Annotated in this window: 10 protein-coding genes; 3 read left to right on the forward strand and 7 right to left on the reverse strand. The window is 69.6% G+C overall.

Translation table 11 applies throughout. From position 1 onward, the window contains the following. Nucleotides 1-337 precede the first annotated feature (337 nt). Nucleotides 338-709, reverse strand: coding sequence for an antitoxin (locus tag D0D37_RS16685; protein WP_116201467.1), 372 nt, complete (start codon nt 707-709; stop codon nt 338-340). Between the two features lie 211 nt (nt 710-920). Here D0D37_RS16685 and D0D37_RS16690 point away from each other — a divergent pair, with 211 nt between their 5' ends. Next, complete coding sequence (locus D0D37_RS16690) at nt 921-2,015, forward strand: CaiB/BaiF CoA transferase family protein (RefSeq protein WP_116201468.1); 1,095 nt, start codon at nt 921-923, stop codon at nt 2,013-2,015. Nucleotides 2,016-2,147: 132 nt separating this feature from the next. Here D0D37_RS16690 and D0D37_RS16695 read toward each other — a convergent pair whose 3' ends face one another. Both D0D37_RS16695 and D0D37_RS16700 read right to left on the reverse strand, forming a co-directional pair. Continuing rightward, on the reverse strand, nt 2,148-3,371 hold the full coding sequence (locus D0D37_RS16695; RefSeq protein ID WP_208719989.1) for a cytochrome P450 family protein: 1,224 nt from the start codon (nt 3,369-3,371) through the stop codon (nt 2,148-2,150). A 152-nt stretch (nt 3,372-3,523) separates the two neighbouring features. Beyond that, nucleotides 3,524-5,059, reverse strand: a complete 1,536-nt coding sequence (locus D0D37_RS16700) for a purple acid phosphatase family protein (protein ID WP_116201469.1) — start codon at nt 5,057-5,059, stop codon at nt 3,524-3,526. Nucleotides 5,060-5,352: 293 nt separating this feature from the next. On the opposite strand from D0D37_RS16700, the gene eno reads away from it, so the two are divergent. Continuing rightward, a complete protein-coding gene (gene eno, locus D0D37_RS16705) occupies nt 5,353-6,627 on the forward strand; it encodes a phosphopyruvate hydratase (RefSeq protein WP_116201470.1) in 1,275 nt (424 codons plus the stop codon). Nucleotides 6,628-6,678: 51 nt separating this feature from the next. Here eno and D0D37_RS16710 read toward each other — a convergent pair whose 3' ends face one another. The 3 genes from D0D37_RS16710 to D0D37_RS16720 form a co-directional block, all read right to left on the reverse strand. Further along, entirely contained in the window at nt 6,679-7,776 is a 1,098-nt protein-coding gene (locus D0D37_RS16710) for an MFS transporter (protein WP_116201471.1), read from the reverse strand. Nucleotides 7,777-9,000: 1,224 nt separating this feature from the next. Beyond that, nucleotides 9,001-9,756: a S1 family peptidase gene (locus tag D0D37_RS16715; RefSeq protein WP_116201472.1), complete on the reverse strand. Its 756-nt coding sequence runs from the start codon at nt 9,754-9,756 to the stop codon at nt 9,001-9,003. Between the two features lie 577 nt (nt 9,757-10,333). Then, entirely contained in the window at nt 10,334-11,545 is a 1,212-nt protein-coding gene (locus D0D37_RS16720; RefSeq protein WP_425266945.1) for a hypothetical protein, read from the reverse strand. A 173-nt stretch (nt 11,546-11,718) separates the two neighbouring features. Between D0D37_RS16720 and D0D37_RS16725 the strand changes: the two genes are divergently transcribed. Further along, the gene (locus D0D37_RS16725) at nt 11,719-12,576 is read left to right on the forward strand and encodes an SDR family oxidoreductase (protein ID WP_116201473.1); all 858 of its coding nucleotides are present in this window, start codon (nt 11,719-11,721) and stop codon (nt 12,574-12,576) included. On the opposite strand, the gene D0D37_RS16730 is transcribed toward D0D37_RS16725, so the two are convergent. After that, nucleotides 12,573-12,965: an Imm1 family immunity protein gene (locus D0D37_RS16730; protein WP_116201474.1), complete on the reverse strand. Its 393-nt coding sequence runs from the start codon at nt 12,963-12,965 to the stop codon at nt 12,573-12,575. The genes D0D37_RS16725 and D0D37_RS16730 overlap by 4 nt on opposite strands. Nucleotides 12,966-12,984 lie beyond the last annotated feature (19 nt).

Here is a 12,984-nt window from a genome sequence, read left to right on the forward strand (position 1 = left end):
TGCCGTGGACGGGTTTTCGCAGCTGGCTGCCGTGCCGACTTGCGCGGTTCGCTTGCTGCGGCCGACTTCCGCAAGTGACTGCGGTTGCTCGCGGCAGTCGATTCGCGCAGCTCGTTCGCCGCGGGTGGTTTCCGCGGCTCCTGACCTGTGCGGTTCGCTTGCCTCGGCAGACTTTCGCCGGTGACTCCGGTCGCTGTTTACCTTCCGCAGCCGACTTGCGTGCCGTCGTTGATCAGGGCAGCTGACTGCGACGGCCGACACGCGGTTTCGCCGCAGTCGACTCTTGAGGCTGCCCGAGACCGCGCTCGGCCCGGGAGTCAGGCCGGAGCAGCCTTTGCTACTGCTGGTTGCCCCACTGCTGCTCGCCCTGCTGGCCGCCCTGCTCGTAGCCGCCCTGCTGCTGACCGCCCTGTTCGAAACCCTGCTGCTGGCCGCCCTGCTGCTGGCCGCCTTGCTCAAAGCCACCCTGCTGGCCGCCCTGGTCGAAGCCGCCCTGCTGCTGTCCGCCGCCTTGTTCCTGGCCGCCCTGCTGGCCGCCGCCGAAGTTTTCCTTCAGCTTGTCCGCGCCCTGGCGGATCTGGTCGCCGTGCTTGCCGCCGGTTTTCTCGTCGGCGAATTGGGCGGCCTTGTCGACGCCGTCGCCGACCTTGTCCGGGTTGTTGCCCGCGAATTCCTGGATCTTGTCCTTGGCCTGGTCGAAAAAGCTCACGGAAAACCCTCCTTGATCCTTTCGTGACTCCTGGATACCAGCCGGGTACCCGGCTGACGCGGCGGCGAGACGCCAGTCCCCGGTTCGGGTGAGGCGCGGCGCCGGTTCTGCCCGGGTCGGGCCACGGGTGGGTTACCCCACACGCGCGGGTGCGGTCCGGACCGGCCGGTAGGGTCGCCGCGGCAGGGTGCACCGGAGCCGAGGAGGACATGTGGCGGGACCGTTGAGCGGGCTGAAAGTCGTCGAACTGGCCGGGATCGGGCCGGGGCCGCACGCTTGCATGGTGCTCGCCGACCTGGGCGCGGATGTCGTCCGGGTGGAACGGCCCTCCGGTTCGCTCGACCTCAGCGGCGGCAAACCGGACCCGCTCCTGCGCGGCCGCCGTTCGGTGGCGGCGGACCTCAAGACTCCCGAAGGCCGCGACCTCGTGCTGCGGCTCGCGGCGAAAGCGGACGTGCTGGTCGAGGGCCTGCGCCCGGGCGTCACCGAACGGCTCGGCGTCGGCCCGGACGACTGTTTCGCGGTCAATCCCCGCCTGGTCTACGGCCGGATGACCGGCTGGGGCCAGGAGGGCCCGCTCGCCCAGCGCGCCGGCCACGACATCAATTACCTCGGCCTCACCGGCGTCCTGCACGCGATCGGCCGCGCGGGCGAACGTCCGGTGCCGCCGCTCAACCTGGTCGGCGACTTCGGCGGCGGCTCGATGTTCCTGATCGCGGGCGTGCTCGCGGCACTGTGGGAATGCGGCCGGACCGGTCGCGGCCAGGTCGTGGACGCGGCGATGGTCGACGGCGCGAACGTCCTCTCCCAGATGATGTGGGCCCTGCGCGGCCTGGGTTCATGGTCGGACGAACGCGGCACGAACCTCCTGGACGGCGGCGCGCCGTTCTACGACACGTACGTCTGCGCGGACGGCCGTTACGTCGCCGTCGGTTCGCTCGAACCGCAGTTCTACGCGGCTCTCCTCAACGGGCTCGGCCTCGCCGCGGAAGACCTGCCGCCGCAGCTCGACCGCGACGGCTGGCCCACGCTCCGCGCCACCTTCACCCGTGCCTTCCTCAGCCGCACCCGCGACGAATGGGCCGAGGTCTTCGACGGCACCGACGCGTGCGTCACGCCGGTCCTCGCTCCCGACGAGGCGCCCAAGCACCCGCACATCGCCGCGCGCTCCGGCCTGATCACGGTGGACGGGATCGTCCAGCCCGCTCCGGCACCGCGGTTTTCGCGCAGCACAACGGATGCGCCGACGCCGCCGCCGGTTCCGGGCTCGCACACGGAAGAGGTGCTGGCCGAGTGGGAGTCGTGAGTGGCAATCCCGGTTAGAACCGGGATAGGCACTCACGAGCGCCTGCCCAGCTCCCGCCCCGCCTGTCCCGGGCGAGTCCGCGTCGCAGCCGGCCTCGTGAGTGGCGCTGCCGGTTAGAACCGGCAGCGCCACTCACGAGCGCTTAAGCCGCACCGGCAAAGTCACGTGCCCGTTGGTAATGAACGACGGCATCGGCTCCAGCTGGTCCCCGGGCAATGCCAGCGCCAGATCCGGAAAGCGCTCGAACAGCGCGGGCAGCCCGAGTTCCGCTTCCATCCGGGCGAGCTGTGCGCCGAGGCAATAATGCACCCCATGGCCGAACGCGAGCGCTGATTTGTCCTTCCGGGACAGGTCGAACTCGTCCGCGTCCGGTCCGTGGTGGCCCTCGTCGCGACCGGCGGGGCCGAACGACGCGAGGATCGGGTCGCCCGCTCGGATGGTCGTGCCCTCGACCTCGATGTCCTCCCGCGCGAACCGCAGCGGCAGGTGCGAAAGCGGTGACTGCCAGCGCAAAGTCTCGTCCACGACGTCGGACCAGGTGCGCGTTCCGTCGAGGACCGCCCGCAGTTGCGCGGGATGCGTCAGCAGCGCGGTCACGGCCTGGTCGAGGAGGTTGACCGTCGTCTCGTGACCGGCGGTGATCACCAAAATCAGCGTGTCCACCAGTTCCGCTTCGCTGAGCCGGGAACCGTCCGAATCGCGGGCGGTGATGAGCGCGGTGGCGAGGTCGTCGCCCGGCTCGGTGCGCCGTTGCGCGACCAGATCGGCGAGAATTCCGTACAGCCGCTCGACATTCGCGGTCGCCTCCTCCGCGGTCGCCGACGTCGCGAACATTCCGGCCACCGCGGTCCGCAGGCCGAGCCGCGCCGGTTCGGGGACCCCGACCAGCCGGCAGATCACCTCGATCGGCAGCCGGTAGCAATACCGGTCGCGCAGGTCGGTTTCCGCCGGTCCGGCGTCGAGATCGGCGAGCAGGCCGTCGACGATTTCGGCGACCACCGGGCGCAGCGCGGCGATCCGGCCGGGCGCGAAAGCCTTGGACACCAACGATCGCAGCCGGCGGTGCTCGTCGCCGTAGGCGGTGAACATGTTCTGCACCGAAACCCAGATGTGCAGCGACCAGTCGGAGGTGACCTCGCCGTCCCGGTAGGCGGGCCAATGCCGCCGGGCGTCCTTCGACACCCGCGGGTCGGCGAGCAGGCTGCGCAGCAGCGGAAGGCTCGTGACCGACCAGGCGAGCACGCCGCCGGGCAGCTCGACCACGGTCAGCGGTCCGTGTGCGCGCAGCCGCGCGCCCTCGCCGTGCACGTCCGGTGCCGCCGGGTCCAGCACGAAGGGGGTGACGGCGTGGTCCATGGGCGCTCCTCGCGGCCCGATGGTCCACAATGGACTGACGATGGGGGAGGTGTCCGTCGCGGCCACCGGGTCCACGGCCAGCGTAGCGCGGCAAACGATCGTTCTCTCCGGCTTGTGGGGTGGTCCGGACCAGACAGGAGAAGGGGTTGACGTCAGCCGTCGGCGCGCTTGCGGTGCAGGGAGAACCGTTCGAACACCGACAGCTCGCCGGTCGGCTTGTTCACGTTGTAATAGGTGACGTGCATGGTCGTGGTGCCGCCGGGACGGCGCCCGGGGTCCACCGTGAACGCGGCGAAACCGTAGGGGTGGTCGAGGTCGCGGACCGCGCTCCACACGGCTTTTTCGCGCACGTACGTCGGTTTCCGCTTGCCGGTAGCCGGATCCCGCTTGTCCGCCACGGCGGTCAGCACCTTTCCGGTGCCGTCCTTGAAGAAGCTGCCGTTGGTGGTGCCGGAGACGCCGCCTCCGCCGAGAATCATGTGCACGGTGCCGTGCGTGGCGTCGATGTTGTCGGTCGCGGCGGACACCGGGTTCGGCGTGAGCGTCTCGCTTTCCGCGACGACGCCGTGCACGGCCAGGGAACGCTCGTAGTCGTGCTCGTGCCCGCAGAGCACCAGGTCCACGCCGTAGCGGTCGAACAGCGGGCCGTACTTCTCGCGCAGGCCCAGGTCGGCGCCGTTCGCGTCGGACGTGCTGATCATGACCTGGTGCATCGCGACGACGATCCAGTCCACGTCGCGCGAGGCCCGCGCCGCGGCCAGTTCCTTCTCCAGCCAGGCGAGCTGCCGTCCGCCGGAGTAGCCGTTGACGTAGACGTCGCCGCCGTCCTGCAGGCAGTTGTCGTCGTTCTGCAGCACGATCACCCGCACCGCGCCGACGGTGAAGCCGTACCAGAGACCGGCGAGTTCCGGGTCGGTTTCGGTGGCGGGCAGCTGGAAATACGCCTGGTAGGCGTCCATGCCGATCGCGCCGTTCTTCTTCTCGATCTCGTGGTTGCCCGCGGCGGGCATCCACGGCCGGTACCGCGCCGAGCGGGTGTTGTTGGTGAAGAAGTTGTTCCAGGTGCGCACGCGGTCGACGTCGAGGTTGGCGTAGCAGAGGTCGCCGTTGAGCAGGTGGAACAGCGGCGCGACGGTCTCGATGCCGGTGACGATGTCCTTCGTGGCCGGGGTGGAGAAGAAGTCGAGCGCGGGCGCGCCCTTGAGATCCCAGGTGACCTGCGGCGCGGACTGGTCGCCGAAGCTGGTGAAGGTGAACGCGGACCGGCCGCCGGGCGCGGTGCGGAACGTGCCCGCGTCGGGCGTCGCGCCGTCGTGCTGGGCGACGTAGAGGTACTCGGTGTTCGGGCAGAGGCGGTTGATCTCGGCGTGGTGCACCCAGACCGTGCGGTTGGAAGCGCCGTCGAGGTAGGTCCGGGTGACCGCGGGAGCGTACGAGCCGAAGCCGTCGTCGAGCGTGCCGTAGAGGACGCGCGGACGGCGGACCGGGCCGTCGGTGAGCCATGAGACCACCATCTGCCGCGCAGGATCGCGGCCGAACGTGAGATGCAGACCCTGCACCGGTGTCGCGCCACCGCCCGAGGCTGGAGCAAGCGGAGCGGCACTCGCCGTACCAGTGCCGAGCAGTGGTACGGCAGCGCTTGCGCCCATTAGGCCTAATGCTCCTCGACGGCTGACGGTGTTGGACATGACGGCCTCCTCCGGCTCCCAGGCGGAAGCGAAGCTATGCTGGTCGCGCGGCCCGCTGATGAACGCGGGTTGTCCGGCGCGTGAAGTGTCTTCGTGCGAAGTTCCGGTTCGTTCCCTTTGCCGGGAAACGGTTCCGGAATGTCCTAAGTGGAGAGTCCCGGCTTTCCCGGATCGATTCAGAAAAGTTCTGCTAGCCTCCGTGGTGACGTGCGGCTCGCCGTGGTGCCGCGTTGCTGCCGGAGCGCTTCACGGAGCGTGCGCGAGTGCTTCGGCTCGAACCTCCGAGGAGCGTTATGACAGGCATCGTCCGGGTCCGGGGCCGTGAGGTGCTCGACAGCCGGGGCAACCCGACGGTCGAGGTCGACGTGGTGCTGGCGGACGGGTCGGCGGGCAGGGCGGCGGTGCCGTCCGGGGCCTCCACCGGCACGCGCGAGGCCGTCGAGCTGCGGGACGGCGACGCGAAGCGGTTCCACGGCAAGGGCGTGCGCAAGGCGATCGACGCGGTGAACGGCGAGATCGCCGACGCCGTGATCGGGATGGAAGCCGAGGCGCAGGCCGACGTGGACCGTGCCCTGATCGCCCTCGACGGCACCGAGAACAAGGCGCGCCTCGGCGCGAACGCGACGCTCGGGGTTTCGCTGGCGGTAGCGAAGGCGGCTGCCGCGGCGAACACGCTGCCGCTGTACCGGTACGTCGGCGGCGTGTACGCGCACCTGCTGCCGATGCCGATGATGAACATCATCAACGGCGGCGCGCACGCGGACAACCCGATCGACTTCCAGGAGTTCATGATCGGCCCGGTCGGCGCTTCGACGTTCGCCGAGGCCGTGCGGATGGGCTCGGAGGTGTTCCACACGCTGCGGAAGTCGCTGCACGAGGCGGGACACAACACGAATGTCGGCGACGAGGGCGGGTTCGCGCCGCAGCTGGGGTCGGCCGACGAGGCGCTCGAGTTCGTGGTCCGCGCGATCGAGAAGACCGGGTACGAACCGGGCAAGGACATCGCGCTGCTGCTGGACCCGGCGGCGTCGGAGTTCTACCGCGACGGCGTCTACGACTACACCGGCGAGGGCCGCAAGCGCAGCATCGAGGAACACGTCGCGTACCTCACCGAGCTGACCGAGCGCTTCCCGATCGTGTCGATCGAGGACGGCCTGGCCCAGGACGACTACGCCGGCTGGAAGCAGCTGACCGACGGCATCGGCGACCGCGTCCAGCTCGTCGGCGACGACCTGTTCTGCACGAACGTCGAGATCCTGCGCGACGGCATCAAGCGAGGCATCGCCAACTCGATCCTCATCAAGGTCAACCAGATCGGCACCCTGACCGAGACGCTGTCCGCGGTCGACACCGCGCACAAGGCGGGCTACTCGGCGGTCATGTCGCACCGTTCGGGCGAGACCGAGGACACCACCATCGCCGACCTCGCGGTGGCGACCGGATGCGGCCAGATCAAGACGGGTTCCCTGTCGCGGTCCGACCGCACGGCGAAGTACAACCAACTGATCCGCATCGAAGAGGAGTTGGGCACCGAGGCTCGCTACGCGGGCTGGGACACGCTCCGCTGAGCCTTGACGATCGAGGCGGCCCGGGCTTTCGCTTGCCCGGGCCGCCTTTTTCTACTTCTTCACCCGCAGGAACGTCGCCGCCGCCGTGAAGGCCGCGCTGACCCAGAACGCCGCGCGCGCATGCGCCGCGTCCATGACGAAGGCCCCCGCCATGGCAGGCCCGACCACCGCGCCGAGATTGAACGCCGTAGTCGCGATCGCCCCGGCCACCCGCGGCGCTTCCTCGTTGGCCGTCGTGACAATTTTGGCGATGAGGGCGGACCCGACGCCGAACGCCGCCGCCCCGGTGAGCAATGCGGCCGTGAGGAGCCCCGGAAGGCTTTGCGCCGCGAAGAACGCCGCCACCCACACTCCGGTCAACACTGCCGTACCCGCTTTGAGGATCTTCGGACCTGCCTTGCCCGCGACCGTGACGCCGACGAACGAGCCCACTCCGAACACCGCCAGCACGACCGGAACCCAGCCGGTTAATTGGGTCATCGTGCCGAGGTAGGTGAAGGCCGCGAACGTCCCGCCGTTGACGAGAATCCCCTTGACCACGGTCGTTGCGACGCGGGTTTGGGTCAGCACGCGCCACTCGCGATACACCGGGCTTGTCGCTGGCGGATCGTCGAACGAGGCCGTGGCAAGTGCCGCGGCGGCCACCGCGGTGATCGCGGCGATCGCCCAAAACGCGGCCTGCCACCCGGCATATTGCCCGAGCACTGTCCCCGCCGGAACGCCGACGATGCACGCGAGCGTGACACCCGACAGGAGCACGGAAGTCGCCCGCCCGACAGCGTCCGGTGGGACGAGCGCGGGCAGGGCGGCGAGTGCTACGGCGAGGAACCCAGCGTTGGCAAATGCCGCGACGGCTCGGGTGGCGAGCAGGAGAGGGAAATCGGTGGTGAGGGCGGCCGTGACGTGTGCTGCGCAGAAGAGCCCGAGGAAGGCTAGGAGCGCCGTTTTGCGCGGCAACCTGCTGCCGAGCATCGCGAGCAGTGGCGCCCCGATGACCATTCCGGCGGCGAAGAGGGACGTCAGCAGCCCGGCAGTGCCGAGGGAAACGCCGGTGTCGGCGGCGATTTGGGGGAGCAGGCCGGAGAGGACGAACTCGGAGGTGCCTTGCGCGAAGACCGCGCTGGCGAGGATGAAGAGGATGGGAGGCAAGACTCGACTCCGGATGAGTGGCGGCGTCGGAGGGACGCCGGGGATGAGGACGGTTTGGGTCGGGGTCTGGGCGCGGAGTGGGGTGGCTTGGGCCTTTGGGCGGGGCTTCACGCGATCGGCTTCCAGGCTGTCGGCCTTCGCGAGGTGAGCCTTCGGGCGGCGCGGGCTGAGCCCGGGGGCATTGGCTGGGTGGGACGCTCTTCCGTGCCGCCGTGCCGCCGTGCCGCCGTGCCGCCGTGCCGCCGTGCCGCCGTGCCGCCGTGCCGCCGTGCCGCCGTGCCGCCGTGCCGCCGTGCCGCCGTGCCGCCGTGCCGCCGTGCCGCCGTGCCGTTGAGGTGGCAGGCAGGCATGGCCAGGTCAGGCAGGCATAGCCAGCGGTGCCGCTGTTGCGAACAGGCTTTGCTGGCTACGAAGGCGGGCTTCGCCATGGCGCGTCTGCGGCCGGTGTGCTTGCCGGTGGCGTCAGACTTCGCCGTGATGCGGCCGCCGTACGCAGGCCTCGCGGTTGGCTGTGACCAGACCTTGCCGTTGGCGCGGCTGCCTGGGCGCGGTGGAGCCGACGGCTGAGCGTGGCTGTGCCGATGACGACAGCGTTGACTGTCGTGAGTGTTTGTCCCGGTTCTAACCGGGACAAACACTCACGAGAACCTGCCCGAAGCACAGTCGGCTCAACCGCGCGGCGCTCGTAGCTTCCGCCGGTCAGCTCAACCCGGGAGCAAACCCCCAGCGCCCGTCGCTCCGCCGCCCAGCTTGAAGCTGGGCGGCTACCGTCTGTTGGCCTCCGGCGACGTCATACCCCGGACTTTACCTTGCCGCGCAGCGGAGGTCGCGCGCGATGCGGCCCCGCGCGTTCGACGGTTCGTCCGCGCGATGCGGGAAACCGGTTCAGCCGAGTTCGGCCTGCGGGCAGGGGGATGCGGTCGTCGTCGAACGCTGGACCGCCAGCGTCAGGGTCGGCTGAGTTCGGCGTACGGCAGCGTGCTGCGCGGTGTCGATCGCGCGAGCGCGAGTGCCAGGGCCAGGGCCAACCGAGTTCGGCGCGCGAGCAGGGGATGCGGTCGTCGTCGAGCGCTGGGGCGCGAGTGTCAGGGTCAGTTGGGTTCGGTGTGCGGCAGGGTGTTGCGGGCGGTGTCGAGCGCTGGGGCGCGAGTGTCAGGGTCGGCTGAGTTCGGTGGGGCAGGGTGCTGCGGGCGGTGTCGACCGCTGGAGCACGAGTGCCAGAGGTCAACTGAGCCCGGCGTGGGCGGCGATCTCGTCGGCGAAGGACGTCACCCTCGTGTACATCCCGGGCTTGCCGGGCTTCCCGCAGCCGTCGCCGTAGGAGACGATGCCGATCACCGTGTCGCCGACCAGCAGCGGGCCGCCGGAATCTCCTTTGCAGGCGTCGATGCCGCCGTTGGGGTAGCCGGCGCAGAGCATGCTCGTTGGGGAGTATTCCGGGTAGGCGGTGTGGCAGGTGGCGTCGTCGGCCAGGGGGACGGTGGCTTGGCGCAGGTAGTCCGAACGGTCGCCGCCGTCGGCGAGTCGGCCCCAGCCCAGGACGGTGGCATTGGTGCCGGCGGGGTATTGGCTTGGATCGCGGGCCAGGTCGGCGGGACGGTAGGGGAGCGAGCCGCGGACGGTCAGGACGGCGACGTCCGAACCTTGTTGCGGTGTATGGAAATCGGGGTGTTGCCAGGCGGCGGACACTGCGCGGACGACGCCGTCTTGGCTGCGTTTGTCTTCTCGGCCGGCTACTACGCTGAGTTCGCCGACCGGGACGATGGCGGCGCAGTGCGCGGCGGTCGCGACCGCGGTGCGGCTGACGATGACGCCGCCGCAGAACTGGGTTCCGTGACTGTCCACTAAGTACACCGCGTACGGATGTTGGGCCAGGGAAGCTTTTTCGCCGCCGATGATGGACGGTGTGGCGTCGGCGGGTGTGGTCAGGGTGATGGCGAGCAGGACGATGGCGGCGATGAGTGCGAATCGGCGTGGCATGGCGGACCCCCTCGGCTGCGGCAGCGCACGTTAGCCACTTTAACCGGCGGTTGAGGGGAAAACCGTCGCTGAACCGGGTGGAAACCGCGGAGGCCCGGATCCGGACCCCCGCGGCGGCTGCGGGGGAGAAGCTTCAGAAACCCGGCTTGGACAAAGGGATTTCGGGTGTCGCGGCGCGGACACGCTCACCCTGATGGAGCAGTGGAGAAGCCAGAACCGGTGCGGAATCCGGAAGCGAGACTTATTGGCGACGGGTTCGGCGGCGAGGAAACGACTCGGGCGCAGGTTTTCCGGTGAAACCGGGAGTAAGGCATCGGAATCGGCTGGCGGAGGAGCGGTTTCCGAAGGGGCTTCTGGGCAAACCTGGGCAGTGTGGGTTGCGAAAGTCAGGGCCATGCGGCGCGGCAGAAACTCCGAGCCGAACCCGGTGGCGAAACGGAACGAAGGGAAGTCGGCGAGGAGCCAGTCCAAAGCACTGCACCGGCATCCCCGACCCGCCTCGCCAGCGCGGCCAAACAAGGGGGAGTCGCCGGTGAGAACCCCCAGGGCCCCACCGGCAACTCTCCTCGCAGCAGCCTCAGCAGAGCGGTGCCACCGGACCGTCCGAACCCGTCTTCACATACGTGTCCGAGATGTAGTGCCCGGGCCCGATCCGGTCCCAGATCTTGCTCGTCCCGAACTTCCCGGTCACGCTGTCCCCGTTGACGTAGCATTCGATGTTCACCTTGGCGTAGTTCGCCGCCAGGCCCTTCACCGACGACGACGTGTGCGCACCCGACCGGACGTTCACCGGGTCGCCCGCCGTCTGCACCAGGCCGCTCGCCGCGGCGGAGCCCGTCCACAGGTAGGTGACCTTGACGTTCCCGTTGTCGCCGAGGCCGACGCCCGAAGCGAACGTGCCGTCGGCCAGGTCGATGCCCGCGGGGTTGCCCACTTTGTACCCGAGATCGTCGCGGCCGCCGTTGTAGCCGTTGTGGTAGGCGGCGTAGGCCTCGGGCTGGCCTTGCGGCAGGTCTTTGTACTCGGCGCGCACCGAGGACGGGTTCCAGTAGTCGTCCTTCGTGTTCCACGGTCCGACGTCCCAGACCGGCGCGTATTCGCAGCGGCTGTTGTCCGTCTTGCACACCCGCACGCTGTAGTTGCCGGTTCCCTTGGGCGACAGGGCTTTCCCGGACGGCAGCGCGACGAAGTGGTCGTTGCTCGCGATGACGTGGCCGTTCGCGGTGGTGTGGCCGGCGAGGCCTTCGCGGGTGGCGTAGACGGTGTACGTGAGCGGGGTGGCGGCGGCGATGGCGTTCGCCTGCGGGGCCAGGGAGCTGGTCAGTTCGACGTCGCGCACGGTGGGGCGGGCGGTGGTCGTGCTGGACAGCGTGATCCTGGTCTGCACGACGCTCACCGCACGGGGGAGCGCGGTGCCGGCGGGGGTCCATTCCGTCCAGTCGTCGGCACCGGAGCGGCCGCGGACGTCGACGTCGACCGAGGTGCCTGGTGGCGCGTCGGCGGAGATTTCGGCGGCTACGCGGTTCGCCGGCGCGGGCAGGCGTCGTTCGGCGGAGAGAAGGTAGCCCTCGCTGCCCGCGGCCTGGTCGGCGGGTCTCCACGCGGAGTCTCGCAGCGTGAGCGTGCCGCTGGACGCGGCGACGTTGACGTCGTCACTGTCCACTGAGGACAGATCGGCTCGCCAGGCGCCGGCCGTCTCGGCGGCGCTCACGGGCGTCGCGACTGCGGTGACCGCCCCCGCGGCGAGCAGCGCGGCGACCGCGCGCCGGACCATCACATTCCCGACCACGACGGATCTCCCTTCACTCGTCCGAATCGAACTGCCTGAGTGTCGGAGGGATCCGTACACGATCCATACAACGATCTCGCCCGGTCGTGTACCGGATGCCGGAAGTTGACAGCGGCGAGTGAGCACAGTTAGCTTTATAAACAAAGTTAATTTAAGGGCAAAGGGAGTGTGGGATGACCATCCTGGTGACGGGGGCGCGCGGGAACGTCGGGAGCGAGGTCGTCCGTGCGCTGCGCGAGGGCGGGCACGAGGTGCGTGGATCGGCCCGCGATGCGACCGGGCTGGATCTGCTCGACGCGGTGTCGTTGGATCTCACGGCTGAGGGCGGGTTCGAGGACGCGCTGCGCGGCGTCGACGCGATTTTCCTCTATCCGACGCGACCGAACGGCGCGGAGTATTTCCTTGCTGCAGCCCATAAAGCCGGCGTGTCTTACGTCGTGCTGCTGTCGTCGCCGGACGTCTACGAGGGTGCGGCGGACAATCCGATCCGGCGGGCGCATCTGCCCGCGGAGGAGGCATTAGCGGAGTCCGGGCTGCCGTTCACGGTGCTGTATCCGGGCTGGCTGGCGGGCAACACCCGGCGCGACTGGGGCGCGGCGATCCGGGCCGGGAAGCCGGTGCGGCTCTTCTCGCCGGAGTCGCAGTGCACGCCGACGGCTGAGGCGGACGTGGCGGCGGTCGCGGCAAAGCTGCTCACGGAGCGTAGCTATCCGGGGCAGAGGCTGGCGCTGACTGGGCCGGAGTCGATGACGCAGCGTGCGGTCGTCGAAATCCTTGCGGAGGAATTGGGTCGCTCGATCGAAGTGGTGACCGAAACGCGGAGCGAGGCGCTGGCGCGGCGTCCGGAGTGGATGCCGGAGGCGGTGCTGGAGCATCTGATGGACGTGGAGGAGGCGGCGGCGGGCCGGGCAGCGCCGGTGAACAACACGGTGGAACGGTTCGTCGGAAGAGCGACGTCATTCCGCGAATGGGCCCAGGCGCACAAAGACGACTTCGCGCGGCAACGACTGTCCGATGTGGACAAAGGCTAGGCGGGCTTCCAGCAAACTCCGGCGGGCCGCGACCGGGACTCGCACAGTTCCCGCACCGCGCGCAGCACTTCCTCGGCGGAAATCTCGCTCCCGGAGGGCTGCGGGAAGTGCGCGCCCTGAAGGCTGAAGTAGTCGACCGGCTCCTCGCCCGCGCCGTCCGCGGGCAGCAAGACCTCGCCGTTTTCGTGCCACACCAGGCTTCCCCGCGTGCCGCGCAGACCGGCGACCAGGTACGGCGTCCGCGGCTTCCGGCCTGCGTACAGCCACCAGACGACCCCGGCGTCCGGCATGGGCGGTGCGGCGGCGCGCAGGGCGGAGAGCACGTCGTCGGCGGCCGTTTCGGTGACGTCGTACCCGGTCCGGCGACGGGCGTCTTCGATGCTCGCCATGCTGCGCTCCGCTCGTGAA

The sequence above is a fragment of the Amycolatopsis circi genome (assembly GCF_003385235.1).
GTDB classification, from domain to species: domain Bacteria; phylum Actinomycetota; class Actinomycetes; order Mycobacteriales; family Pseudonocardiaceae; genus Amycolatopsis; species Amycolatopsis circi.